Annotated in this window: 19 protein-coding genes and 3 tRNA genes; 6 read left to right on the forward strand and 16 right to left on the reverse strand. The window is 66.8% G+C overall.

What is annotated here, in order from left to right; genetic code table 11:
- Positions 1 to 61: 61 nt before the first annotated feature.
- A complete protein-coding gene (locus tag IEV56_RS02135; RefSeq protein ID WP_188447248.1) occupies positions 62 to 865 on the forward strand; it encodes a 3-hydroxybutyrate dehydrogenase in 804 nt (267 codons plus the stop codon).
- A gap of 4 nt (positions 866 to 869) precedes the next feature.
- Positions 870 to 1,532, forward strand: a complete 663-nt coding sequence (locus IEV56_RS02140; protein ID WP_188447250.1) for a response regulator transcription factor — start codon at positions 870 to 872, stop codon at positions 1,530 to 1,532.
- Here IEV56_RS02140 and IEV56_RS02145 read toward each other — a convergent pair.
- Both IEV56_RS02145 and IEV56_RS02150 read right to left on the reverse strand, forming a co-directional pair.
- Entirely contained in the window at positions 1,529 to 4,858 is a 3,330-nt protein-coding gene (locus IEV56_RS02145) for a hybrid sensor histidine kinase/response regulator (protein WP_188447252.1), read from the reverse strand. The two genes, IEV56_RS02140 and IEV56_RS02145, sit on opposite strands and share 4 nt — an antisense overlap.
- A gap of 104 nt (positions 4,859 to 4,962) precedes the next feature.
- A complete protein-coding gene (locus IEV56_RS02150) occupies positions 4,963 to 7,179 on the reverse strand; it encodes a TonB-dependent receptor (RefSeq protein ID WP_188447254.1) in 2,217 nt (738 codons plus the stop codon).
- A 160-nt stretch (positions 7,180 to 7,339) separates the two neighbouring features.
- On the opposite strand from IEV56_RS02150, the gene IEV56_RS02155 reads away from it, so the two are divergent.
- Positions 7,340 to 8,743 (forward strand): GntP family permease, encoded by a 1,404-nt coding sequence (locus tag IEV56_RS02155; protein WP_188447257.1) that lies wholly within the window; start codon positions 7,340 to 7,342, stop codon positions 8,741 to 8,743.
- On the opposite strand, the gene IEV56_RS02160 is transcribed toward IEV56_RS02155, so the two are convergent.
- Entirely contained in the window at positions 8,722 to 9,621 is a 900-nt protein-coding gene (locus tag IEV56_RS02160; RefSeq protein WP_188447258.1) for a S41 family peptidase, read from the reverse strand. The genes IEV56_RS02155 and IEV56_RS02160 overlap by 22 nt on opposite strands.
- A 93-nt stretch (positions 9,622 to 9,714) precedes the next feature.
- Between IEV56_RS02160 and IEV56_RS02165 the strand changes: the two genes are divergently transcribed.
- Together IEV56_RS02165 and IEV56_RS02170 are read left to right on the forward strand one after the other, a co-directional pair.
- Positions 9,715 to 10,176 carry an LEA/WHy family protein gene (locus tag IEV56_RS02165; RefSeq protein ID WP_188447260.1) on the forward strand — a complete coding sequence of 154 codons (462 nt, stop codon included), beginning with the start codon at positions 9,715 to 9,717 and terminating at the stop codon, positions 10,174 to 10,176.
- Positions 10,177 to 10,207: 31 nt separating this feature from the next.
- Positions 10,208 to 11,977: an acyl-CoA dehydrogenase C-terminal domain-containing protein gene (locus IEV56_RS02170; protein WP_188447262.1), complete on the forward strand. Its 1,770-nt coding sequence runs from the start codon at positions 10,208 to 10,210 to the stop codon at positions 11,975 to 11,977.
- A gap of 51 nt (positions 11,978 to 12,028) precedes the next feature.
- On the opposite strand, the gene IEV56_RS02175 is transcribed toward IEV56_RS02170, so the two are convergent.
- From IEV56_RS02175 to uvrB, 12 genes are all read right to left on the reverse strand, one after another.
- Positions 12,029 to 12,105 (reverse strand) — tRNA-Pro (locus IEV56_RS02175).
- A gap of 34 nt (positions 12,106 to 12,139) precedes the next feature.
- Positions 12,140 to 12,493 carry a MerR family transcriptional regulator gene (locus IEV56_RS02180; protein WP_188447264.1) on the reverse strand — a complete coding sequence of 118 codons (354 nt, stop codon included), beginning with the start codon at positions 12,491 to 12,493 and terminating at the stop codon, positions 12,140 to 12,142.
- Positions 12,474 to 12,773 (reverse strand): integration host factor subunit alpha, encoded by a 300-nt coding sequence (locus IEV56_RS02185; protein WP_188447266.1) that lies wholly within the window; start codon positions 12,771 to 12,773, stop codon positions 12,474 to 12,476. The genes IEV56_RS02180 and IEV56_RS02185 overlap by 20 nt, the downstream gene beginning before the upstream one ends.
- A gap of 29 nt (positions 12,774 to 12,802) precedes the next feature.
- Positions 12,803 to 15,175 (reverse strand): phenylalanine--tRNA ligase subunit beta, encoded by a 2,373-nt coding sequence (gene pheT / locus IEV56_RS02190; protein WP_188447268.1) that lies wholly within the window; start codon positions 15,173 to 15,175, stop codon positions 12,803 to 12,805.
- A gap of 28 nt (positions 15,176 to 15,203) precedes the next feature.
- Positions 15,204 to 16,199 (reverse strand): phenylalanine--tRNA ligase subunit alpha, encoded by a 996-nt coding sequence (gene pheS / locus IEV56_RS02195; protein ID WP_188447979.1) that lies wholly within the window; start codon positions 16,197 to 16,199, stop codon positions 15,204 to 15,206.
- Positions 16,200 to 16,295: 96 nt separating this feature from the next.
- The gene (gene rplT / locus IEV56_RS02200) at positions 16,296 to 16,655 is read right to left on the reverse strand and encodes a 50S ribosomal protein L20 (RefSeq protein ID WP_188447270.1); all 360 of its coding nucleotides are present in this window, start codon (positions 16,653 to 16,655) and stop codon (positions 16,296 to 16,298) included.
- Positions 16,656 to 16,668: 13 nt separating this feature from the next.
- Positions 16,669 to 16,872 (reverse strand): 50S ribosomal protein L35, encoded by a 204-nt coding sequence (gene rpmI / locus IEV56_RS02205; protein WP_188447272.1) that lies wholly within the window; start codon positions 16,870 to 16,872, stop codon positions 16,669 to 16,671.
- Positions 16,873 to 17,146: 274 nt separating this feature from the next.
- A complete protein-coding gene (infC, locus tag IEV56_RS02210) occupies positions 17,147 to 17,674 on the reverse strand; it encodes a translation initiation factor IF-3 (protein ID WP_188447981.1) in 528 nt (175 codons plus the stop codon).
- 34 nt (positions 17,675 to 17,708) lie between these two features.
- Positions 17,709 to 19,613: a threonine--tRNA ligase gene (gene thrS, locus IEV56_RS02215; protein ID WP_188447274.1), complete on the reverse strand. Its 1,905-nt coding sequence runs from the start codon at positions 19,611 to 19,613 to the stop codon at positions 17,709 to 17,711.
- Positions 19,614 to 19,856: 243 nt separating this feature from the next.
- A complete protein-coding gene (locus IEV56_RS02220) occupies positions 19,857 to 21,227 on the reverse strand; it encodes a S8 family peptidase (RefSeq protein WP_229730137.1) in 1,371 nt (456 codons plus the stop codon).
- A 331-nt stretch (positions 21,228 to 21,558) separates the two neighbouring features.
- Positions 21,559 to 21,633 (reverse strand) — tRNA-Val (locus IEV56_RS02225).
- Between the two features lie 51 nt (positions 21,634 to 21,684).
- Positions 21,685 to 23,682: an excinuclease ABC subunit UvrB gene (gene uvrB / locus IEV56_RS02230; RefSeq protein WP_188447276.1), complete on the reverse strand. Its 1,998-nt coding sequence runs from the start codon at positions 23,680 to 23,682 to the stop codon at positions 21,685 to 21,687.
- 115 nt (positions 23,683 to 23,797) lie between these two features.
- Between uvrB and IEV56_RS02235 the strand changes: the two genes are divergently transcribed.
- On the forward strand, positions 23,798 to 24,334 hold the full coding sequence (locus IEV56_RS02235) for a GspH/FimT family pseudopilin (protein WP_188447278.1): 537 nt from the start codon (positions 23,798 to 23,800) through the stop codon (positions 24,332 to 24,334).
- A gap of 57 nt (positions 24,335 to 24,391) precedes the next feature.
- Here IEV56_RS02235 and IEV56_RS02240 read toward each other — a convergent pair.
- Positions 24,392 to 24,468: transfer RNA gene (locus tag IEV56_RS02240), tRNA-Asn, on the reverse strand.
- Between the last annotated feature and the right edge of the window lie 103 nt (positions 24,469 to 24,571).

Genomic DNA, 24,571 nt, shown 5'->3' on the forward strand with positions numbered 1-24,571 from the left:
GCTGAATGCCGCAGGCATCCGGCGTATCGTAATCGGCAGACAATCACCGTATGGCGGCTCCATGAACGACATTTTCCTCGCCGGACGCACGGCATTGGTCACCGGTGGCACTTCCGGCATCGGCTTGGCCATCGCCGAGGCCCTGGCCGCGGCCGGTTGCCGCGTCAGCATCAACGGTTTGGGCGACGCCGCCCAGATCGCCGCCGCGCTGTCGGGCATCGAAGCGCACGGCACGCAGCCGGCCCGCCATGATCCGGCCGACCTGCGCGATCCGGAAGCCATCGACGCGATGATGGCGCGCTGCGCCGCCGACGGCGGCATCGACATCCTGGTCAACTGCGCCGGCATGCAGATCGCCAAGCCGCTGGAAGCGCTGCCGGATGGCGCGTGGGAAGCGATCATCGCGGTCAACCTGAGCGCCGCATACCACAGCATGCGCCGCGCGCTGCCGGCGATGGCGGCCAAAGGCTTCGGCCGCGTGGTCAACATCGCCTCGGTGCACGGCCTGGTGGCCTCGGCCGGCAAAGCGCCGTATGTGGCCAGCAAATTCGGCCTGGTCGGCTTGAGCAAGGCCTTGGCGCTGGAATACGCCGCGGCCGGCTCGCGCGAAACCGGCGGCGTCACCGTCAACTGCATCTGCCCGGGCTGGGTGGAAACGCCGCTGATCGAGCCTCAGATCGAGGCGCGGATGAACGGCGGCAGCCGCGACGACGGCGTGCGCGCTCTGCTGCGCGAGAAGCAGCCGAGCCTGCGCATGTCCCGTCCGGAGGAAATCGCCGATTCCGTGCTCTGGCTGTGCCGGCGCGAGGCGCACAACATCACCGGCGCCACGATTGCCATCGACGGGGCGTGGACGGCACAATAAGGCCATGAACCATCTGCTGGTCGCCGACGACCATCCGCTGTACCGCATGGCGCTGACCCAGGCGATTCGCGGCTTCATGCCCGACGCGCGCATCGGCGAAGCCGAGGATCACGACTCGGTGATGGCCTATCTGCAGGCCAACCCCGATACCGACATCGTGCTGCTCGACTTGCACATGCCGGGCTGTCACGGACTGATGGGCCTGGCCTCGATCCGCGCCGAACATCCCGGCGTGGCGGTGATCGTCATCTCCGCGCACGAAAACCCGGCCACCATCCGGCGCTCGCTGGATTACGGCGCGGTCGGTTACCTGACCAAACGCACCGGACTGGCCGACCTCAAGAACAGCCTGACCGCGGTGCTGTCCTGCCAGGAGTGGTTGCCGGCCTCGGTACGCAAGTCCGTGGCGCAGGCCGAACTCAGCGCCGACGACCACAGCCTCGACGAAAAACTGGCCTCGCTCAGTCCGCAACAGTTCAAGGTGCTGACCCGGGTCACCCGCGGCCTGCTGAACAAGCAGATCGCCGACGAGCTCGGCATCCAGGAACGCACGGTCAAGGCGCACATGAGCGCCATCTTCGAGAAGCTCGGCGTCAAGAACCGGACCCAGGCCGGCGTGCTGCTGCGCTCGCTGGAACTGGCCGACCCGAACAGCGCCCTGCCCTAGGCGCGGCGTTTCGGCAACAGCGCGGCCAACGCGGTCTTCAGCGCCAAGGGCTTGACCGGCTTGTGCAGGATCTGGCAACCGGCGTTGAGGATTTCGTTGCGCACCGCTTCGCTGCGGTCGGCGGTGACCACGATGCACGGCACCGGACCGATGAGCCGCTCGATGCGCGCGTGCAGGGCCACGCCGGTGGCGCCGGCATCGAGGTGGTAGTCGAGCACCAGCACGTCCGGACGCTGCGTCCGGGACAGCGCGACGGCCTGTTCGGGATCGGCCGCCGCCGTCACCTCGCAACCCCACTGGCCCAGCAGTTCCTGCATCGCGCGCAGCACGTCCGGATCGTTATCGACCGCCAACACGCACGCCGCCGGTGCCGGCACCGGTTGCGCCGCCGCCGGTTTGGGCGCTGACGGCGCCGCGTCCGCCAGCGGCACCGCCACCGCGAACATCGAACCCGCGCCGATGCGCGAATGCAGGCGGATCGGATGACCGAGCAGGCGCGCCATGCGGTCGGCGATGGCCAACCCCAGGCCCATGCCCTGCCCGGCGCGGTCGAGCCGGCGGAACTCCTCGAAGATCATGCCGCGGTCGGCGTCGGCGATGCCCGGACCGGTGTCCCAGACCTGGATCCACAGGCGCCCGCCGGCGCGCCGGCAACCGAACAGGATGCGGCCCTGCGCGGTGTAGCGGATGGCGTTAGACAGGAAGTTCTGCAGGATGCGGCGCAGCAGCTGCGCGTCGCTCTCGACCCACAGCCGGCACGGCACCGCATGCAGCGCCAACCCCTTTTCGTGCGCCAACACCGAGAACTCGCTGGCCAGACCGGCCAGCAATTCATCGACCGGAAAGACGTTGACGTCCGGCTTCATGCCGCCGGCGTCCAGACGCGAGATGTCCAGCACGCTGGCCAGCAGGCTCTCGGCGGAATTCAGCGCGCCGTCGATGTTGGCCAGCGACGGCCGGTATTCGGCATGCTGCAGCTTCTGCTCCAGCGCGTGGCTGAACAGACGCGCGGCATGCAGGGGCTGGGCGAGGTCGTGGCTGACCGCGGCCAGGAAACGCGACTTGGCGCGGTTGGCGCGCTCGGCTTCGGCGCTGGCGGCCTGAAGCTGCGCGGTGCGTTCGGACACCCGCGCCTCCAGCGTCTCGGCGATCGATTTGAGCTTGCGTTCGCTCTCGCGGAATTCGGTGACGTCGGTGAAGGTGGCCACGAAGCCGCCGCCGGGCATCGGATTGCCCCGGATCTCGACGATGCTGTCACCGAAGCGGCGTTCGGTGATGTAGGCGGTGCCCGCTTTCATGTAGGCGATGCGCTTCTCGATGTCGGACGCACCGCGGCTGTCGCCGAGCAGGCCGCGTTCGACGTTGTAGGCGACCAGCCGCTCGACCGGCACGCCGACCTGCAGCAGGTTCTTCGGATACTGGAACAGCGACGCGTAACGCCGGTTCCAGGCCACCAGGCGCAGTTGCGCATCGACCACGCTGATGCCCTGGCTCATGTTCTCCAGCGCCGCCTCCAGTACCTGCTGGTTGAAGCGCAACGCCTGCGAGGCCTCGCCGACGATGGCGGCGACGGTGTCCAGATCGGCGCCCTGTTCGCGGCGCGCGGCGTCGAACAGCAGACGCGCCGACGCCGCGCCCAACACCGACGACAGCTCGCGCTCGATGCGCTTCTGCAACGCCGGCAGCTGCTCGCCGTGTTCATCGAGCAGGCGCTGGACGCGCGCCGCCGGCAGGAAGCGGCCGGCGATGTTGAGCAGGCTGTCGCGGTTCAGGCCGGCGGCCGGATGGGCGGCTTGGCCCGGCTTGAAATACGCCGCGTGCAGATAGGGCAATACCGCGCCGGCCAGCAGGCTCAAGGTGACCGCGCGGCCGAGCCGGCTCCAGTCCTGCAGCCAGAACAACGAGTCCGGCGCCAGCCATTGCCAACCAAACGGCCCCTGAAGCAACCAGCCGGGATACCAGCCGAAGCCGTCGGCCAAGGCCGGCAGCAGCAGAATCCAGAGCCACAGCAGCACCGAGCCGGCCAAGCCGAACAGGACCGAGCGCGCCGGCATCTGCGGACGCCAGACCGCGAAGGCCAAGGCCGGCGCCAGGGTGCCGAGTGCGGAGAACGAGACCGCGCCGATGTCGGCCAAGGCGTCATTGTCGCCGCCGGCGCGGCTGTAGCCCCAGGCCAACAGCACCAGCACCAGGATGCCGGCGCGGCGCGCCCAGAGCAGCGGCCGGCTGAGGTCGCCGCCGGCACGCGTAGCCGCGTGCGACCAGGCGGTCTTGAGCCAGATCGGCGTCAACCAGTGGTTGGAGACCATCACCGACAGCGCCAAGGTGGCGAAGATGACCATGCCGGTGGCGGCGCTCAAGCCGCCGATGAAGGCCAGCAGGGCCATGCCGCCGTCGCCGCGCGACAGCGGCAAGGCCAGCACGAACAGGTCGGAGTCGATGCCGGCCGGCGCCAGCACCCGCTGCCCGGCCAGCGCGATCGGCAGGATCGGAATCGCGATCAGCAGCATGTACAGCGGAAACAGCCAACGCGCGGTCTGCGGGTCGCGGCCGTCGCGCAATTCGATGAAGCCGACATGGAACTGGTGCGGCAAGGTGACCATGGCGAACACGCCGAGCAGGATCAGGGCCGGAAAGCCTTCGGCGCCGCCTTGGCGGATGGCGTCGGGCACCTCGACGGCGAGATCGAAGTTGAGCCAGACGTACAGGCCGAGCGCAAGCATGGCGCCGAGCTTCAACAGCGACTCCACCGCCATGGCCAGCACCAGCCCGCGGTTGCGTTCGCTGACCGACGCGCGCCGGGTGCCGAACAGCATGGCGAACGCCGCCATCACCAGCGCCACGTACAGCGCACTGTCCTTCCAGGCCTCGGTGGCCGGCTGGTAGGCGCCGCGCAGCATGCCGTAGCTCATGGTCACCGCCTTCAGCTGCAGCGCGATGTAAGGCACGATGCCGACCACCGCCACGGCGGTGATGGCGGCGGCAAGCGTCGAATCGCGGCCGAGCCGGCTGGCGATCAGGTCGGCGATGGAGGTGGCGTTGTGCTCCTGCGCCAGCTGCTGCAGCTTGCGCACGAAGCCGAACGCGAACAGGTAGAACAGCATGCTGCCGATGAAGGTCGGGGGAATCGGCCAACCCGAGCGCAAGGCCTGGGTCACTGTGCCGTAGAAGGTCCAGGACGTGCAGTACACCGCCAGCGACAGGCTGTAGACGTAGGGCCAATGCCGCGACAGCAGGCCCGGGCGGCGCTCGACCCACAGCGCGGTGCCGAACAGCAGGGCGATCCAGACCAGGGCGACGAGGATGAGTTGGAATTCGCTGAACATGGCCGGGACGCTGACGGTTCGCACCACTCTACCCGAAATGCGCAGGCCTTACAAAAGGAAAGGCCGCAATCGCTTGCGGCCTTTCCGGTTCCGATCGGCGCGGATCAGAAGTTGTAGCGGAGCGAGGCGTACCAGTTGCGCGGCATGCCGTAGTACGCGGTCTGGATGTTGCCGACCGAGGAAAACTCCTGGCCGTCGGTCTTGTAGACTTCGTCGGTCAGGTTGCGCACGCCGGCGCGGGCCTGCCACTTGGCGTCGGCCGAATCCCAGACGCCGTACAGGCCGACCAGGGTGTAGGCGTCCTGCACCAGACCCGGACGGTTGTCGACCGACAGCCAGGTCTCGCTGCGGTAGGACGCGTCGGCGCCGACGCTGAAGGTGCTGCCGTTGGCCAGGCTGAAGCTGTGCTGCAGCGCGACGCGGGCGGTGAACTCCGGCGAGAACGGCACATGGTCGTGCAGGTTGGCCAGCGCCGGGTTGAGGTCGACGCGCGGATCGACGAACTTGTCGTAGCGTGCGTCCATCCAACCCAGCTGGGTCGACAGGCGGGTGGCTTCGCCCAGCAGCGCGACGCCTTCGAACTCGATGCCGTCGATGGTCAGCTCGGCCGCGTTCAACACCGGGAAGCCGAAGCTCGGAACCGGCGCGCCCGGATTGGTGACTTCGGAGACGCGGGCCTGGAAGTCCTCGTAGCTGCTGTGGAAGGCCGCCAGACGGCCGCTCAGGCGCTTGTCGGCGGACTGCATCTTGACGCCCATTTCATAGGTCCAGACGAACTCCGGCGCGAACTCGGGGTTACTGGCCTCGAACGCCGAGTTGGCGCGGCCGTTGAAGCCGCCGGACTTGAAGCCGCGGTTGGCCGAGACGTAACCCATCACATTATCGCTGAACGCCTTCTGCAGGCTGGCGGACGGCGTGACCGCTGACCAGGATTTGTCGGTGTTGAGCGACACGGTTTCGTTCAGCACGCTGTAGAAACCGCCCCAGAAAGTGCTGGTGGTGCGGAAGTAATCCTTGTGGTCCTGGGTCCAGCGCACGCCGGCGGACAGGGTCCAGGTCGGCGCGAAATCCCAGCTGGCATGCGCGAAGGCGGCCTTGCTGTCGGTTTCCAGGTCGTCGCTGATGGTGCGCAGGAACGACACGCCGAAGAAATCATCGGCGTAGGCTTCCTGGTAGGACGGCACCTGCTCGTTCATGTAGTACAGGCCGAAGGTGGCCTTCAGGCCGGCGCCGCTGTCGTACTGCAGTTGCACTTCCTGGCTGCTCTGCTGCTGGTCGAGCGCCACCAGCACGTCGCCGAGCTCGCGCTCGGAGGCGTCGATGTCGATGAAGGACTCGGTCTGCAGCGTGCGGTGGGCGTTGATCGCCTTCAGCAGCCAGCGCTCGTTGATTTCCCAGTTGATGGCGGCGGTGACGCCCTTGTGGGTCATTTCCTGGCCTTGATCCGGCGAGAACGAGGTCCGGGTCTCGAAATCGTATTCGCCGGTCGGGGCGGCCAGCGGCGGTACGCTGGTGAGCGGCGCGGTCGGGCGGCCCAGGGTCAGGGCGTTGTCCTGGCGGGTGTAGTCGAAGGCCACGCTGATGTCGAGGCCGTCACGCGGACGCAGGGCCAGTTTGGCGCGGATGGCGCTGGTGTCCTCGTCGTTGTAATCCTGCTTGGTCACCGGATCGGTCACGTAGCCGTCGCGGGTGATCTTGGCGGCGGCCACGCTCATCGCCACCACATCGTTCAGCTTGCCGCTGGCGTAGAAGCGGCCTTCGGCGCGGCCGTAGTTGCCGGCGGTCAGCTCGACGGCGCCGCCCTCGTCATCGAACGGGTTCTTGGTGGTGATCTTGACCGCGCCGCCGGTGGAGTTCTTGCCGTACAGGGTGCCCTGCGGACCGCGCAGCACTTCCACCTGCTGCACGTCGAACAGCGAGAACAGCGCGCCGTTGATGCGCGAGTAGTACACGTCGTCGACGTACATGCCGACGCCCGGGTCGAAGGTCTGCAACGCGTCCGGCTGGCCGATGCCGCGGATGAACACGTTGACGCTGTTCGAGGAGCCGCGGCCCTGCACGATGTTCATGTTCGGCACCGAACCCTGCAGGCCGTCGATGTTGGTCGCCTGCAGGTCCTTCATGTCGTCTTCGCTGAAGGCGCTGACCGCGACCGGCACGTCCTGGATGGACTCGGCGCGGCGGCGGGCGGTGACGGTGACGCTGTCCAGCGTCTTGGCCGCGGAGCCGTCGGCGGGCTTGGCGGTTTGGGCGTCCTGCGCCTGCGCCATGCCGGCGACGAGCGAAAGACCGATGGCCAGACTCAGATAATTCTTGTTCATAACTCTCCCTGGTGTTTGGGTGCTGTTGTCCGCGGCTGAAATACCGGTTGGGTAGCAGACTATGCCGTTTGCGGGGAGGCCGCAGTTGTACCTTGGTACAGTATGAGGGCGGGGGCGCTTTCACCGACACTGCAGGCCGGTTTCCGCTTCGAGTCCCCGCATGGATCTGTTGATCATCCTGGCCGCGCTGTTGTTCCTGATGTGGATCGCCTACCGCGGCCACAGCGTCATCCTGTTCGCGCCGGTGGCGGCGCTCGGCGCAGTGCTGGCCACCGACCCCTCGCTGGTGGCGCCGATGTTCACCGGTCTGTTCATGGACAAGATGGTCGGCTTCCTGAAGCTGTATTTCCCGGTATTCCTGCTCGGCGCCGTGTTCGGCAAGCTGATCGAGCTGTCGGGCTTCTCCAAATCCATCGTCGGCGCCGTGATCCGCCTGTTCGGGCCGCAGCGCGCGATGCTGTCGATCGTGGCCGTGTGCGCCCTGCTGACCTACGGCGGCGTATCGCTGTTCGTGGTGGTGTTCGCGGTCTATCCGTTCGCGGCCGAACTGTTCCGGCAGGCCGACATCCCGAAGCGGCTGATTCCCGGCACCATCGCGCTCGGCGCGTTCACCTTCACCATGGACGCCCTGCCCGGCAGCCCGCAGATCCAGAACATCATCCCGACCTCGTTCTTCGGCACCGACACCTGGGCCTCGCCTTGGCTCGGCACCTTGGGCGGCGTGTTCATCCTCGCCGTCGGCCTGGTGTATCTGGAATGGCGCCGACGCGCCGCCTTGGGCAAAGGCGAAGGCTACGGCGATCCGGACAGCCTGCACAACGAGCCGGCCGCGTTCGGCGGCGACCGTCTGGCGCATCCGCTGGTCGCGCTGCTGCCGCTGCTGCTGGTCGGTGTCGGCAACAAGCTGCTGAGCGGTTGGATTCCGCTCTGGTACGGCGACAGCCACAGCTTCGATCCGGCGGTGATCGGCAGCGCCGCGCCGGTGGTGCAGGAAATCCCGAAGGTAGCGGCCATCTGGTCGGTGCAGGGCGCGCTGCTGGTCGGCATCCTGAGCGTGCTGGCGCTGGCCTGGAAGCCGGTGATCGGCCGCTTCAGCGAAGGCGCGCGCGCCGCCGTCGGCGGCGCCATGCTGGCGGCGATGAACACCGCCTCGGAATACGGTTTCGGCGCGGTGATCGCCGCCCTGCCCGGTTTCCTGCTGGTCGCCAACGCCTTGGGGGCCATCCCCAACCCGCTGATCAACGAAGCGATCACCGTCACCGCGCTGGCCGGCATCACCGGCTCGGCCTCCGGCGGCATGAGCATCGCCTTGGCCGCGATGTCGGAAACCTTCATCGCCAACGCCAACGCGGCCGGCATCCCGATGGAGGTGCTGCACCGGGTGGCGGCGATGGCCTCCGGCGGCATGGACACCCTGCCGCACAACGGCGCGGTGATCACCCTGTTGGCGGTCACCGGCCTGACCCACCGGCAGGCCTATAAGGACATCTTCGCCATCACCCTGATCAAGACCTCGGCGGTGTTCGTCATCATCGGCCTGTATTACGCCTTCGGGCTGGTCTGAACCGCGCCGGCTGCATCGCGCCGGCGCAAGGCCTCCAGCGCCTCGAGAATCAGCGAATCGGCGCCGAGCAGCGCCGGCACCTCGGCCGCGGATTCCGGCGGCCGCTGTCTGTGCAGACGCCTGGTCGACACCCGGATGTCCGGATGCAGACCGCGGCGGCCGATGCTGGTGCCGTCGTCGAAATAGTAGCGGGCGATGGTCAGCATGACGTCCTGCGCCTCGTCGAGATGGACCTGGCTTTGCACCGAGGACTTGCCGTAGGTATCGCGGCCGACCAACAGCGCGTCGCGCCGGTGCGCGAGGATGCCGGCCAGCAATTCGGCGGCCGAGGCCGTCATGCGGTCGACCAGTACGGTCACGCCGGCTTTCGGCAGCAAACCGGCCGGCTTGGCCAAAAACAGCATGTTGGCGATATCGGCGCGGCCGCGGGTGCCGGCCAGCACGCCGTCGTCGATGAACTCGTCGGCGACTTCGATCGCGCCGCTGATGGTTCCGCCGCGGTTGTCGCGCAGATCCATCACCAGATGGCGCACCGGCGCGCTCCGGACATGCGGCTCCAGCGCGGCGTGCACGGCACGCGCGGTGCCGGCATGGAACGACGGGATGCGCAGGTACAGCGCGCCGCCCGGCAACGGCACGGCGAACACCGGCTTATGGCCAAGGCGTTCGATTTCGGCCTGGTCGCGGGCGTCGACGAAATGGCTGTGGCCGTCCAAGCCGTCGATATGGTCGCTGCCGGACAGCGACTCCAGCCGTGCACGGTCCAGATCGTCGATGTACAGCTCATGGACCACGGATTTCAGGGACGGCTGTCCGGCAGGCGGCGGCGCATCCGCCAACGGCAACAACAGACCCAACAGGAACGATTGATTCGGCATTCGGCATTCTCGCGGGAAAGCGGCCGCCGACGCAAGCCGAACATGACGGCCCGGTGGTATTCTTTCAGGGTAACCGCAACCACGGATGACCCGATGCGATACCGCCGTTTCCTGACCGTTTCCCTGCTCGGCCTGTTGGCCGCCTGCGCCAGCACCCCTGCCGTGCGCCACTATCCGCCGCAGGCCAGCCTGCAACAGCTGCAGCGCCTGCCGGACGGCAGTTGGCAAGCCCAGGTCCGCCTGCAGAACTTCAGCACCGGACCGGTGGCGTTCCGCGATCTGGCGCTGAAAGTGCGCATCCTGGACGGCGAGTGGAGCCAACTCACGACCGCCGAGCTGCCGAAGATCGGCGCCAACGCCGCCGAGGTGGTGGATGTGCCGGCCGCGTTCACGGCGGCCACACGCGCCGAGCTCGACAATCGCTTGGATAAGTCTCAGCCCTTACGCTATCGGCTGGAAGGCAGCGTGCGCAGCGTCGACCCGAACCGCCGTTACGAGCTGCAGTACGACGGCCGCCTGAACCCCGCACCGGGCCTTGACGGCGTTTACCGCTGAAGCCCGCCAACCCGCCACCGAAGACACCGCGATGAACACCTACAAAGCCCCGCTGAAAGACATGAAATTCGTGCTGTTCGACCTGCTCAAGGCCGAACGGACCTACCGTGAGCTCGACCTCGCCGCCGCCGACCGCGAACTGTCGGACGCCGTGCTGGAGGAAGCCGCCAAGTTCGCCGAAACCGTGCTGGCGCCGATCAACGCCGACGGCGACCGCGAAGGCTGCCGTTTCGACCGCGACACCGGCGCGGTCGCCACGCCGCCGGGCTTCCGCGAGGCCTACGCGCAGTTCGTCGAGGGCGGCTGGAGCGGCCTGACCGCGCCCGAGGCATTCGGCGGCCAAGGCCTGCCGGAAAGCCTGGCCTGCGTGTTCAAGGAAATGATCGATGCCGCCAACCTGAGCTGGGGCAATTACCCGCTGCTGTCGCACGGCGCCACCGAGGCGCTGAAGCACCACGGCGAGGACTGGCAACGCGAGGCGTTCCTGAAACCGATCGTGGCCGGCCGTTGGACCGGCACCATGTGCCTGACCGAACCGCATTGCGGCTCGGACCTCGGCCTGTTGAAGACCCGCGCCGTGCCCGAGGCCGACGGCAGCTACGCCGTCACTGGCACCAAGATCTTCATCACCGGCGGCGAGCACGACCTGACCGACAACATCGTGCATCTGGTGCTGGCGCGCCTGCCGGATGCGCCGGCCGGCGTGAAGGGCATCTCGCTGTTCATCGTGCCGAAGCTGAAAACCGCGCGCGACGGCAGCACCGGTGGTCCGAATGCGGTGCGCTGCGGCTCCATCGAGCACAAGATGGGGATCCACGGCTCCGCCACCTGCGTGATGAATTTCGACGGTGCGCAAGGCTACCTGATCGGCCAGCCGAACCGCGGCTTGAACGCGATGTTCACCATGATGAACTCCGCGCGCGTGGCGGTCGGCCTGCAGGGCCTGGGCCTGATGGACCGGGCGACCCAGAACGCGCTGGCGTACGCCCGCGAGCGCCTACAGATGCGCGCCGCCGCCGGCGCCAAGTTCCCCGACAAGCCGGCCGACCCGATCATCGTGCATCCGGACGTGCGGCGCATGCTGCTGACCTGCAAGGCGCTGACCGAAGGCGCCCGCTGCCTGGCCTACCAGGCCACCGTGGAAATCGACAAGGCCGAACGCGCGGCCAGCCCGGAAGCGCGCGCCGAGGCCGAGCTGTTCCTCGGCTTCCTGACCCCGATCGTCAAGGGCGCGCTGACCGAATGGGCCAACGAATGCGCCTACCACGCGCTGCAATGCTTCGGCGGCCACGGCTACGTGCGCGAATGGGGCATGGAGCAACTGGCGCGCGACGCCCGCATCACCACCATCTACGAAGGCACCACCGGCATCCAGGCGCTCGATCTGCTCGGCCGCAAGACCCTGCACACGCAAGGCGCCGGCCTGAAGCGCTTCCTCGGCTTGATCGAGGCTTTGGTCGCGGCCGAACCGGACGGCGAGTTCAGCGCCCGGCTGAAGGACACCGCCGCGCTGTGGGCCGCGGTCACCCGTGAAATCGGCGGCGCGGCGGCGGCCGATCCGGATGCGGTCGGCGCCGCGTCGGTCGACTACCTGTTCCTGTCGGCCTACGCCTGCCTCGCCTACTGGTGGGCGGAGTCGGCGCGAGTGGCACAGGCCTCGGGCGATGCCGCCCTGGCCAAAGCCAAGCTGGAAACCGCGCGCTTCTACTTCGACCGCATCCTGCCGCGCGCGGCGCAGCATGCCGCGGCGATCCGCGGCGGTAGCGCCAGCCTGATGGCCTTGGACGCCGAACTGTTCTGAATCCGGGTTTCCGGGCGAAAAAAAAGAGCCGCGATGCGGCTCTTTTCCGTTTGGTCGGGACGGCGGGATTTGAACCCACGACCCTCTGCCCCCCAGGCAGATGCGCTACCAGGCTGCGCTACGCCCCGAATCAGAAAATATTATACCGCACCTGCCTCCGGCTCAGCCGAGAATGCGCAGGATTTCCTCCAGTTCGCGGCGCATGCCTTGCAGCAGCTGTGGATCGGCGCTCGGCGCCTCCGGCCGGCGGCCGCCCTCCAGACGCAGGCGCGCGCCGCCGATGGTGTAACCCTGGTGGTACAGCAGGTCGCGGATCTCGCGCACCTTCAGCACGTCGTGGTGCTGGTAATAACGGCGGTTGCCGCGGCGCTTGACCGGATTCAGGCTCTCGAACTCGGTTTCCCAGTAACGCAGCACGTGCTGCTTCACGTCGCACAGCTCGCTGACTTCGCCGATGGTGAAGTAGCGCTTGGCGGGGATTTCAGGGAGCTCCTTGTTACTGCCCGGATCCAGCATAGTTCTCCACGCGCTCTTTCAGTTTCTGGCCAGGACGGAAGGTTACCACGGTGCGCGCGGTGATGGGGATCTCCTCGCCGGTCTTGGGATTGCGGCCCGGGCGCTGGTTCTTGCGGCGCAGGTCGAAGTTGCCGAAACCCGACAGCTTGACCTGACGGCCCGATTCGAGCGCGCCGCGCAAGGTGTCGAAGAACAGATCGACGAACTCTTTCGCCTCGCGTTTGTTCAATCCCACTTCCTCGAACAAACGGTCGGCCATTTCTGCTTTGGTCAATGCCATGAGTAGGTTTCCGATTCCGGTATGAAAGGTCAGGTGCGCAATACGGCTTGGCACTCGTCGCCCAGGGCGGTCAACACGCCGGCGATCGACTGTTCGACCTCCGATTCGTTTAGAGTGCGCGAAATATCATGCAAAATCAAGCCAATAGCGAGGCTTTTGGTGTTTTCCGGCAAGCCGGCGCCGCGGTAGACGTCGAACAGCACCACGGACTGCAGGGATTCGCCCAGACGGCGGCGGACGCAGACCTCGATGCGCGACCAATCGACCGCTTCCGGCACCAACAGGGCCAGGTCGCGGCGCACGCTCGGGAAACGCGACACCGGCGCCGCCTGCGGCAGGGCGCGCGTCGGCAGGGCCGACAGGTCGATTTCGAAGCCGTACACGTCGCCCGGCAGATCCAACGTTTTGTTCAAGGCCGGATGCAGGGCGCCGATCAGACCGACCGCTTGCCCGGCGATGCGGACTTCGGCGCTGCGGCCCGGATGCAGGTGCGGCACCGCGGCCGGCACATACTCGGCGCGGAAGCCGATGCGCGCCAGGGCCGCGTCCAGCACCGCTTTGGCGTCATAGAAATCGACCGGCGCCGACTTGCCGCTCCACTGCTCCGGCAGCGCCGGTCCGCTGAACACGGCAGCCAGGGTATTGCGTTCCGAGGGCGCGGCGTTGTCGCGGCGATGGAACACGCGGCCGATTTCGAACAGGCGCAGGCGCGTCTGCTGGCGCGCGCTGTTGGCGGTCAGCGCAGAGACCAGACCCGGCAACAGCGAGGTGCGCATCACCGCCAGTTCGGCGCTGAGCGGATTGGCCAGCGCCAAGGCATCGGCCTGCAGCTGCCAGGTATCCAGCAGCGCCGCGTCCACGAACGCGTAGTTGATGGTGTCCTGCACGTCCATCGCGATCAGCTGCGCGCGCAGCACAGCCTCGTCGATGGCCAGTTCGGAACGCGCCGCCAGCGGCACTTCGCCGCTCGGGGTGCGCACCGGGATGTGTTCGTAACCGACGATGCGGGCGACTTCCTCGATCAGGTCCTCTTCGATCGCGATGTCGAAGCGGCTGCTGGGCGCGGTCACCGACCAGCCGTCGGCCTGCGCTTCGACGCGCATGCCGAGCGCACGGAAGATGCGTTCGACGCGTTCGTCCGGCACCTGCATGCCAAGCACGCGCGCCAGGCGCGTGCGGCGCAGCATCACCGGCGCCGGTGGCGGGATGTGCGCCGACGCGTCGGCGCAGACCACCGGACCGGCCTTGCCGCCGAGGATCTGCAGCACCAGCGCGCTGGCGCGCTCCAGCGCCAGACGCGGCAGGGCCGGATCGACGCCGCGTTCGAAACGGTGCGAGGCGTCGGTATGCAGACCGAGCTTGCGGGCGCGGCCGATGATCGAAGCCGGCGCGAAGTGCGCGCTTTCCAGGAACACGGCGGTGGTGCCCTCGCCCACGCTGCTGTCCAGTCCGCCCATCACGCCGGCGACCGCGACCGCGCAGCCGGCGTCGGTGATGACGGTGAATTCCGGCGTCAGCGCCGCTTCGCGGCCGTCGAGCAGGGTGCAGGTTTCGCCGTCGCGCGCGCGGCGCACGCCGACCGGACCGGCCAGCTTGCCGGCGTCGAAGGCGTGCATCGGCTGGCCGAGTTCCAGCATCACGTACTGGGTGATGTCGACCAGCGGCGACACCGGGCGGATGCCGGAGCGCTTCAGCGCCTCGCTCATCCACAGCGGCGTGACCGCGCGCGGATCCAGGCCTTCGATGACGCGGCCGCAATAGCGCGGGCAGTCGGCGACGGCCTCGATGTCGAGCGCGCGTACGGCGTCGGACGACACCGGCACTTCCGGGATCTCCAGCGGCAGCACCTGGGTGTCGAGCGCGGCAGCCAGATCGAAGGCGATGCCGCGGATCGAGAAGCAGTCGGCTCGGTTCGGGGTGAGTTTGAGCTCGAAACGGACGTCCGGCAGACCGAGATAGTCGGCCAAGGCGGTGCCGACCGGCGCATCGGCCGGCAGTTCCAACAGGCCGGAGGCGTCGGCATCGATGCCGAGTTCCTTGGCCGAGCACAGCATGCCGGCGGAGTCGACGCCGCGCAGCTTGGCGGCCTTGATCGCCAGCCCGCCCGGTAGCTCGCTGCCGACCTGCGCCAGCGGCGCCTTCAGGCCGGCGCGGGCGTTCGGCGCGCCGCACACGATCTGCACGCGGCTGCCGCCGACGTCGACCTGGCACACGTTCAGGCGGTCGGCTTCGGGATGTTTTTCCAGCGCGACGATTTCGGCCACGACCACGCCGGGCAAGGCGCCGCCGACCGGAGCGGCGTCCTCGACCTCGAGGCCGATGGCGGTCAGCGCCTCGGCGATGCGGGCGTCGTCGGCGTCAGTGCGCACGTGTTGTCGTAACCAGCTGACGGGGAATTTCATGGTTCTGGGGTTCCGTTTACGCGGCCGATCAGGCGAATTGTTTCAGGAAGCGCACGTCGTTCTCGAAGAAGCTGCGCAGGTCGTTGACGCCGTAGCGCAGCATCGCGAAACGCTCGATGCCAAGGCCGAAGGCGAAGCCGGTGTAGCGCTCCGGATCGATGCCGCAGTTGCGCAGCACGTTCGGGTGCACCATGCCGCAGCCCAGCACTTCCAGCCAGCGGGTACTGCCGTCGGGCTGCTTCCAGGCGATGTCGACCTCGGCCGAGGGCTCGGTGAACGGGAAGTAGCTCGGCCGGAAGCGCATCTCGAAATCCTGCTCGAAGAACGCGCGCACGAAGGCGGCCAGCGTGCCCTTCAGGTCGGCGAAGCTGGAGGTCTCGTCGATCAGCAGGCCTTCCATCTGGTGGAACATCGGGGTGTGGGTCTGGTCGGAATCCGAACGGTAGACCTTGCCCATGGCGATCATGCGCAGCGGCGGCTTGTTGTCCTGCATGAAGCGCACCTGCACGCCGGAGGTGTGCGTGCGCAGCAGATGGCCGCTGGGGAAATAGAAGGTGTCGTGCATGGCGCGCGCCGGATGGTGCGGCGGGAAGTTCAGCGCCTCGAAATTGTGCCAGTCGTCCTCGACTTCCGGGCCCTGCGCGGTCTGGTAGCCCAGACGCGAGAAGATCTCGCTGATGCGCTCCAGGGTCTTGCTGACCGGGTGCGCGTTGGCCGGCAGCAGGCCGCGGCCCGGCAGGGTCACGTCGATGCGCTCGGAGGCCAGGCGCTGCGCCAACGCGGCCTGCTCGAGCGCGGCCTTGCGCGCCGCGATGGCGTCGGATACGGCGTCCTTGGCGCGGTTGATGCCCTCGCCGGCGGCCTTGCGCTGCTCGGCCGGCAACGCGCCGAGCTGCTTGAGTTGCAGGGTGATCTGGCCGGACTTGCCCAGCCAGGCGACGCGCAGCGCGTCCAGCGCGTCCAGGTCGGCGGCGGCGGCGGTCTGCTGCAGCGCCTGCTCGGTGAGTTGTTCGATCGTGGTCATCGGATGCCGTGGATGGGTGTGAATGAAAATGGGGAAGGACATGCGCCCTTCCCCACTTCGTTTTTCAGCCGTGCTGACGCAATGCGTCCGCCGCGATCAGGCCGCGAGGGCGCTCTTGGCCTGTTCGGCGATCTTGGCGAAGGCGTTGGCATCGTGGATGGCGATGTCGGCCAGGGCCTTGCGGTCCAGCTTGATGCCGGCCTTCAGCAGGCCGTTCATGAAGCGGCTGTAGCTCAGGCCGTTGATGCGGGCCGCCGCGTTGATGCGGGCGATCCACAGGGTACGGAACTGGCGCTTGCGCTGCTTGCGGCCGATGTAGGCGTATTGGGCGGCTTTGGTGACGGCCTGCTTGGCGACGCGGAAGACTTTGCGGCGGGCGCCGTAATAGCCTTTGGCGAGTTTCAGGACTTTCTTGTGACGTGCTCGGGCGGTGACGCCGCGTTTGATTCGTGCCATGGTTCAGTCCTCCTCAGAGATAGGGCAGCATGCGGTCCAGACGGCCGGAATCCTCGGCGCGGACATGGTTGCCCTGGCGGAGGTTACGTTTGCGCTTGGTCGCTTTCTTGGTGAGGATGTGGCTACGGTTGGCGTGGCCGCACTTGTATTTGCCGGAGGCCGTCTTGCGGAAGCGCTTGGCGGCGGCCCGGTTGGTCTTGATTTTATTCTTGGCCATTGGGGTTTCCTTTTGGTTGATCAACTGGCTAGGCGGCGGCTTGCGCCGCGCTTTCCGTCCATGCCTATGCCGCGAGTGGCCCTTGCGGGGCCGGGTGTCCGATTGCGCCGCCCGAAGGCTGTCGGCCGCGCGGCCGCTTGGCGAACCAAGAGCCCGCCATTATGCCCGCTTTTCGGGCGCACGGCAAGCCGGATTCTGGGAAAACTGAATGAAAACCGGCCGTTAGCGGCCGGTTTTCGGGAAAAAGCGCGGGTTTCGGCCTTCCGGCCGGGCCTCACTTTTTCTTCGGGGCGATCATCATCACCATCTGGCGGCCTTCCAGACGCGGCCGGGACTCGATCACGGCCTCCTCGGCCAGGTCGGTCTCGATGCGCTTGGCCATCTCCACGCCCAGCTCCTGGTGCGACATCTCGCGGCCCTTGAAGCGGATGTTGACCTTGACCTTGTCGCCCTCTTCCAGGAAGCGGCGCACGTTGCGCAGCTTGATGCTGTAGTCGCCGACGTCGGTGGTCGGGCGGAACTTCACTTCCTTGATTTCGACAATCTTCTGCTTCTTCTTGGCGGCGGCGGCCTTCTTCTGCAGCTCGAAGCGGTATTTGCCGTAGTCCATCACCCGGCAGACCGGCGGGTCCTGGTTGGGCTGGATTTCGACCAGATCCATGCCGGACTCCTCGGCCAAGGCCAGCGCTTCGTCGCGCGACAGCACGCCGACCATCTCGCCGTCGGCGCCGATGACGCGCACGCGCGGCACGCGGATTTCGTGGTTCTTGCGGTTACCTTTTTCTGAAACGGGCGTATTGATTAGTCGATCCTCATGGTGGAAATGGGCCCGCGGCTCAGGGCTGCGGGGTCTCTTCGCGCAGGCGCGCGACGAATGCGTCCAACGTCATCACGCCCAGGTCCTCGCCGGAACGGGTCCGGACCGACACCTGGCCGTTTTCCTTCTCACGGTCGCCGACCACCAGCAGGTACGGCACCCGTTGCAGGGTATGTTCGCGGATTTTATAGCCGATCTTCTCGTTGCGCAAATCCCTGGCGGCCCGGAAACCGGCCTTGACCAGGGCGGCGTGCGCGGTTTCGACGAAATCGGCCTGGGCGTCGGTGATGTTCATCACCACCGCCTGCACCGGCGCCAGCCAGGTCGGCAACGCGCCGGCGTGGCTTTCGATCAGGATGCCGATGAAGCGCTCCATCGAGCCGACGATGGCCCGGTGCAGCATGACCGGATGGCGCTTGCTGGAGCTTTCATCGACGTATTCCGCACCCAGGCGCTCGGGCATCATGAAGTCGACCTGCATGGTGCCGACCTGCCAGCCGCGGCCGATGGAGTCGCGCATGTGGTATTCGATCTTCGGGCCGTAGAACGCGCCCTCGCCCGGCAGCTCCTCCCAGTGCACGCCGCAGGCGGCCAAGGCGGCACGCAACGCGCCTTCGGCCTTGTCCCAGACGGCGTCGGTGCCCAGACGCTTTTCCGGGCGCAGGGCGATCTTCAGCGAGATGTCGCTGAAACCGAAGTCGGAATACACCTTCATCGCCTGGCGGTGGAACGCGGTGACCTCGGACTCGATCTGGTCTTCGGTGCAGAAGATGTGGCCGTCGTCCTGGGTGAAGCTGCGCACGCGCATGATGCCGTGCAGCGCGCCGGAGGGCTCGTTGCGGTGGCAGGAGCCGAATTCGCCGTAACGGATCGGCAGGTCGCGGTAGCTGTGCAGGCCGTGGTTGAACACCTGCACGTGACCCGGGCAGTTCATCGGCTTGACCGCGTAGGTGCGCTTCTCGGACTCGGTGAAGAACATGTTCTCCTGGTAGTTGTCCCAGTGCCCGGAGCGCTTCCACAGCGAGACGTCCAGGATCTGCGGGCAACGCACTTCCTGATAGCCGGAGTCGCGGTAGACGCGGCGCATGTACTGCTCGACCACCTGCCACAACGCCCAGCCTTTCGGGTGCCAGAACACCATGCCCGGCGCCTCTTCCTGTTGGTGGAACAGGTCCAGCGCCTTGCCGATCTTGCGGTGGTCGCGCTTCTCGGCCTCTTCCAGCTGGAACAGATAGGCCTTCAGGTCCTTCTCGTTCAACCAGGCGGTGCCGTAGATGCGGCTGAGCATGGCGTTGTTGGAATCGCCGCGCCAATAAGCGCCGGCCACCTTCATCAACTTGACGGCGCGCAGCTTGTCGGTGCTGGGCACGTGCGGACCGCGGCACAGGTCGGTGAATTCGCCCTGGCTGTACAGCGACAGCGCCTCGCCGGCCGGAATCGATTCGATGATCTCGGCCTTGTAGTGCTCGCCGAGGCCCTTGAAGTAGGCCACGGCCTCGTCGCGCGACTTCACGCTGCGCGACACGGCATGCGCCTCCTTGATGATCTTGGCCATCTCGGCCTCGATCAGCGGCAGGTCGTCCGGAGTGAACGGGCGCTCGTAGGCGAAGTCGTAGTAGAAGCCGTTGTCGATCACCGGGCCGATGGTGACCTGCGCACCCGGATACAGGCGCTGCACGGCCTGTGCCAGCAAGTGCGCCGAGGAATGGCGCAGGATGTCGAGCGCGTCGGGGTGCTTGTCGGTGACGATTTCCAGCACGGCGTCGCGTTCGATGGTGAAGCCGGTGTCGACCAGCCGGCCGTCGACCTTGCCGGCCAAGGCGGCTTTGGCCAGACCGGCGCCGATGGAGGCGGCCACGTCGGCGACGGTGACGGGATGTTCGAAGGGGCGTTGCGAGCCGTCAGGCAAGGTGATGGTGATCATGGATTCGCGGGGTTCGGAAATAAAAAAGGACGCCAAGCGTCCGGTATGCGCTCGGGTGGAGGTTCAGCATTGGACGATGCTAGTGGACATGTCGCACACGCGGCGCCCGGCGCCACCTCTGAATGTTAAGGATACGTTAGGCGTTTTGGGCCGAAAAGTCAATCGGAATGGGCGTTTACGCGATCCGGCGGGCGAAAAAAAACACCGCCGAAGCGGTGTTTTTTCCGATTCAGGAAGAATCGATCAGAAACCGCTGACGTTCAGGCGGCCACCGGTGGCGACCTTGCCGCTGCAAGACGCGGTCGGCGTGGCGCTGCCGAGGATGGCGGCCTTTATCTGCGAAGCGTTGGCGGACGGGTTGCGGGCCCTGTACAGGGCCGCGGCGCCGGTCACGTGCGGGGTCGCCATCGAGGTGCCGTTGTAGCTGGCGTAACCGCCGGTGATTTTGGCGGTCTTGCCTTTGCCGGAGGATACCGGAACAGTCGACCAGACACCCGATCCCGGGGCGCAAATGTCGACGGTGGTGGCGCCGTACTGCGAGTACGAAGCCAGGGTGCCGTTGCTGGCGATGGCGGCCACGGCAATCACGTTGCTGTTGGTGTAGCCGCTCGGATAGGCCGGGGTGGCGTCGTTGTTGGCGCCGCTGTTGCCGGCTGCGGCGATGAACAGGATGCCGGCCTGGTTATGACGCTCGATGGCGTCGTACAGCGCCTGGGAATAGCCGCCGCCACCCCAGCTGTTGTTGGTGGCGACGATCGGCGTACCGGCGGTTTTCAGGCCGGTGAAGTAGTCGACGGCCTTGATGGCGTTGGCGGTGGTGCCGCCGCGGCTGCCGAGGAACTTGGCGTTCAGCAGCTTGACGCCGCTGTGGCAGACTCCGGAGACGCCTTGGCCGTTGTTGCCGACGCCGCCGATGGTGCCGGCCACGTGCGTGCCATGGTCGTCGCCGGCGCCGTCGAACACCTGCGCGTCGTTGCCGGCGAAGTCCCAGCCGTACACGTCGTCGACCAGGCCGTTGCCGTCGTCGTCGCGGCCGTTGCCGGCGGTTTCACGCGGGTTGGTGCCGACGTTGGCGGCCAGATCCGGATGGCTGTACATGTAACCTTCGTCGATGATGCCGACGTACACACCCGAGCAATCGTTGTTGGCCGCGGCGGCCGCGGCGGAACCGAATTGGTTGGCCGGGCTCGTGGCGGCGCCGTACATGCCCCAAAGCGAGCCGTTGCTGAAGTACGGATCGTTGGAGACGGCCATGTGGCGCACCAGCCAGTTCGGTTCGGCGTAGTCAACGGCCGGATCGTTGGCGATGGCGTCCATCTTGGAAGCCATGGTGGTGCCCGGCGCGAAGCGCACCAGCTCGATGTCGGCGTAGCGGCCGCGGCCTTTCGAACCGATCACGTCGGCGGCGACGGCATTGCCGAGGGCCTTGCGCACGCGCGCCTTGTCGGCGTCGGTGGCGAAGGAGCGGTATTGGACGATCATCTCGCCGGCGGCGTATTGCTTGCCGCGGGCCAAGTCCTGCTTGACCAGATCGGGACGGCCGGCCGCGTCGGCGTCGACGGCGGAACCCAGCGCCATGGCCGTGGCAACGGCCAGAACAGACATACGAATCATGATGGAAACCCCTGAGAATGTGGTGGCATGCCCGGCCCCACGCCGCGGCATGAATCTGAACATAAAATGAACAAACCTGAATGTCAACGATTGTTACAAATCTATTTCGGTTCACCACCACCCCTCGCCCGCCTCGAATCCGGCAAGCCTTTTGCCACCGCGCACTACCAGACATTGGATATTTAAAATCAAAGGGATAATGCGGAATTTTGCAGTCGAATCGCAAGCCAGCCAAGTCAAGTTCAGGAACGTGAACCTCACAGCGAGTGGCGGACGCCTCGCAGCGATCACTGCGCAAACGAAAAAGCCACCCTTTCGGGTGGCTTGGTCTTGGTGGGCGATACAGGGTTCGAACCTGTGACCCCTACCATGTCAAGGTAGTGCTCTACCGCTGAGCTAATCGCCCGAAACATCGGGACGGAAATTATACGCCGAAACCGGCGCCGGGCGCAAATGCTCAGGCCATCAGGGTCTGGGCCTTGAGCTTGGCCATCTCGTCGCGGCAGGCGGCGGCCTGCTCGAACTCCAGGTTCTGCGCGTGTTTGAACATGCGGCTTTCCAGCTCGTTGAGCTTGCGCGCCAGCTGCACCGCCGACAGCATCGACAGCGCCGCGCCGGATTCCTGCAGCGCCTTCTCGGCCGAGACGTCGGTGCGGGCACCCTCCATCACGTCCATGATCTCGCGCTTGACCGAGGTCGGCACGATGCCGTGCGCGCGGTTGTACTCGACCTGCTTGGCGCGCCGGCGGTCGGTCTCGTCGATAGCCGCCTTCATCGAGTCGGTGACCTTGTCGGCGTACAGGATGGCCTTGCCGCGCAGGTTGCGCGCGGCGCGGCCGATGGTCTGGATCAGCGAACGGGTGGAGCGCAGGAAGCCCTCCTTGTCGGCGTCCAGGATCGCCACCAGCGAGACCTCCGGCATGTCCAGGCCCTCGCGCAGCAGGTTGATGCCGACCAGCACATCGAACACGCCGAGGCGCAGGTCGCGGATGATCTCGACGCGCTCGACGGTGTCGACGTCGGAGTGCAGGTAGCGCACCTTGACCCCGTGCTCGGCCAGGTAGTCGGTCAGGTTCTCGGCCATGCGCTTGGTCAGCGTGGTGATCAGCACGCGGTCGCCCTGCTTCACCCGCGCGTGGATTTCCGACAGCACGTCGTCGACCTGGGTCGCCACCGGACGGATCTCGATCTCCGGATCGACCAGGCCGGTCGGGCGCACCACCAATTCGACCACCTGCCCGGGCGAATGCGCCAGCTCGTAAGGACCGGGCGTGGCCGACACGTACACGCTGCGCGGCGCGCGCCGTTCCCACTCGTCGAACTTCAGCGGCCGGTTGTCCAGCGCCGACGGCAGCCGGAAGCCGAAATTGACCAGGGTCTCCTTGCGCGAGCGGTCGCCCTTGTACATGGCGCCCAGCTGCGGGATGGTCACGTGCGATTCGTCGATCACCAGCAGCGCGTCCGGCGGCAGGTAGTCGTACAGGCACGGCGGCGGCTCGCCGGGCATGTGGCCGGTCAGGTGCCGCGAATAGTTCTCGATGCCGTTGCAGTAGCCGACCTCCAGCATCATCTCGATGTCGAACTGGGTGCGCTGCGCCAGGCGCTGGGCCTCGACCAGCTTGTTCTCGCGGTAGAAGACCTCCAGCCGGTCCTTGAGCTCGGCCTTGATGGTCTCGATGGCGTCCAGCACCGTGCGCCGGGTGGTCACGTAGTGCGACTTCGGGTACAGGGTGAAGCGCGGTAGCTTCTGGCGGACTTCGCCGGTCAGCGGGTCGAAGGCGGCGATGTTCTCGATCTCGCCGTCGAACAATTCGATGCGCACCGCCTCGACGTCGCTCTCGGCCGGGTGCACGTCGATGACCTCGCCGCGCACGCGGTAGGTGGCGCGCTTGAGCTCGACGTCGTTGCGGGTGTACTGCATCTCGGTCAGGCGCCGGATCAGCTCGCGCTGGTCGATCCTGTCGCCGCGCACCAAGTGCAGCACCATGCGGAAGTATTCGTTCGGATCGCCCAAGCCGTAGATCGAGGACACCGAGGCGACGATGATGGCGTCGCGCCGCTCCAGCAGGGCCTTGGTGGCCGACAGCCGCATCTGCTCGATGTGCTCGTTGATCGCGCTGTCCTTGTCGATGAAGGTGTCCGAGGCCGGGATGTAGGCCTCCGGCTGGTAGTAGTCGTAATAAGACACGAAATATTCGACCGCGTTGTGCGGGAAGAAGCTCTTGAACTCGCCGTACAGCTGGGCCGCCAGGGTCTTGTTCGGCGCCAGCACCAGGGTCGGCTTCTGGATGGCCTGGATGACGTTGGCGATGGTGAAGGTCTTGCCGGAGCCGGTCACGCCCAGCAGGGTCTGCGCGGCCACGCCGGCCTCGAAGCCGGCGATGAGCTTTTCGATGGCCTGCGGCTGGTCGCCGGCGGGCTGGAACGGGGAAACCAGCTGGAAAGGAGTGTCCATGGCGGATTCTTGGGGTCGATTGGGAATTTTCGCACAGGCGGGGCCGGCAAGCACCTAGTTTCCCGGACCGGACCCGGGCCGAAACTGGCCGCACTACCCTACACCGGAGACCGTGATGAAAAAGCGCACGTACGGATTCACCCTTGCCGAACTGCTGTTCTGCCTGGCCGGCCTCGGCGTCCTCGGCGCCGTCGCGGTTCCCGGCCTGCAGGCCGGGCGGCATGCGGCCAGCTCGGCCGACGCCAAGAGCGCCCTGCTCGAGACCCTGATGAAATCCTCGCACAAGGCCGCCCTGCACGGGGCGCGCACCACCCTGTGCCCCAGCTTCAACGGTGAGCAGTGCAGCGCCGGCTTCGACTGGAGCCGCGGCTGGATCGCCTTCATCGACCGCAACGGCAGCCGCGAGCGGGAGCTGGACGAAGCCGTGATCATGGTCAAACCGGCCTTGGACGGCGCCCGCCTGCTCAGCACCAGCGGCCGCAGCCGCATCGTGTTCCAAGGCAACGGCGGCAATGCCGGCAGCAACGTCACCTTCACCCTGTGCGACGGCCGCGGCGCCGGCAAGGCCCAGACCCTGGTGGTCAGCAATACCGGCAACCTGCGCCAAGGCGTGGCCAGCCCGGAACAGATCGCCGCCGCCTGCACGTTCTGAGGTTCGCGCCGGCTCCGGAACGCGAAAAACCCGCCTTTCGGCGGGTTTTTCAGCATCTGGCGCCCGAAGTTGGACTCGAACCAACGACCCCCTGATTAACAGTCAAGTGCTCTAACCGGCTGAGCTATTCGGGCAAGGACGGCTATTTTCGCCAAAATCGCCGCCGGCGTCAACCGGTTCCGACGCCTTTTCCCGACGGCCTGCCCCACCTTGGCCGGACGACACGAAAAAGAAACC

It is taken from the genome of Arenimonas maotaiensis (assembly GCF_014638745.1).
GTDB classification, from domain to species: domain Bacteria; phylum Pseudomonadota; class Gammaproteobacteria; order Xanthomonadales; family Xanthomonadaceae; genus Arenimonas; species Arenimonas maotaiensis.

What these genes read in the sequence shown, in the direction of transcription:
- pheS (WP_188447979.1), bottom strand. Translation starts at nt 16,199, where the DNA reads ATGACCACGATCGAACAACTCACCGAGCAGGCGCTGCAGCAGACCGCC.
- IEV56_RS02235 (WP_188447278.1), top strand. Translation starts at nt 23,798, where the DNA reads ATGAAAAAGCGCACGTACGGATTCACCCTTGCCGAACTGCTGTTCTGC.
- rplT (WP_188447270.1), bottom strand. Translation starts at nt 16,655, where the DNA reads ATGGCACGAATCAAACGCGGCGTCACCGCCCGAGCACGTCACAAGAAA.
- IEV56_RS02155 (WP_188447257.1), top strand. Translation starts at nt 7,340, where the DNA reads ATGGATCTGTTGATCATCCTGGCCGCGCTGTTGTTCCTGATGTGGATC.
- IEV56_RS02145 (WP_188447252.1), bottom strand. Translation starts at nt 4,858, where the DNA reads ATGTTCAGCGAATTCCAACTCATCCTCGTCGCCCTGGTCTGGATCGCC.
- IEV56_RS02150 (WP_188447254.1), bottom strand. Translation starts at nt 7,179, where the DNA reads ATGAACAAGAATTATCTGAGTCTGGCCATCGGTCTTTCGCTCGTCGCC.
- IEV56_RS02135 (WP_188447248.1), top strand. Translation starts at nt 62, where the DNA reads ATGAACGACATTTTCCTCGCCGGACGCACGGCATTGGTCACCGGTGGC.
- IEV56_RS02160 (WP_188447258.1), bottom strand. Translation starts at nt 9,621, where the DNA reads ATGCCGAATCAATCGTTCCTGTTGGGTCTGTTGTTGCCGTTGGCGGAT.
- rpmI (WP_188447272.1), bottom strand. Translation starts at nt 16,872, where the DNA reads ATGGCCAAGAATAAAATCAAGACCAACCGGGCCGCCGCCAAGCGCTTC.
- pheT (WP_188447268.1), bottom strand. Translation starts at nt 15,175, where the DNA reads ATGAAATTCCCCGTCAGCTGGTTACGACAACACGTGCGCACTGACGCC.
- IEV56_RS02165 (WP_188447260.1), top strand. Translation starts at nt 9,715, where the DNA reads ATGCGATACCGCCGTTTCCTGACCGTTTCCCTGCTCGGCCTGTTGGCC.
- IEV56_RS02185 (WP_188447266.1), bottom strand. Translation starts at nt 12,773, where the DNA reads ATGGCATTGACCAAAGCAGAAATGGCCGACCGTTTGTTCGAGGAAGTG.
- thrS (WP_188447274.1), bottom strand. Translation starts at nt 19,613, where the DNA reads ATGATCACCATCACCTTGCCTGACGGCTCGCAACGCCCCTTCGAACAT.
- IEV56_RS02170 (WP_188447262.1), top strand. Translation starts at nt 10,208, where the DNA reads ATGAACACCTACAAAGCCCCGCTGAAAGACATGAAATTCGTGCTGTTC.
- IEV56_RS02180 (WP_188447264.1), bottom strand. Translation starts at nt 12,493, where the DNA reads ATGCTGGATCCGGGCAGTAACAAGGAGCTCCCTGAAATCCCCGCCAAG.
- uvrB (WP_188447276.1), bottom strand. Translation starts at nt 23,682, where the DNA reads ATGGACACTCCTTTCCAGCTGGTTTCCCCGTTCCAGCCCGCCGGCGAC.
- IEV56_RS02220 (WP_229730137.1), bottom strand. Translation starts at nt 21,227, where the DNA reads ATGATTCGTATGTCTGTTCTGGCCGTTGCCACGGCCATGGCGCTGGGT.
- IEV56_RS02140 (WP_188447250.1), top strand. Translation starts at nt 870, where the DNA reads ATGAACCATCTGCTGGTCGCCGACGACCATCCGCTGTACCGCATGGCG.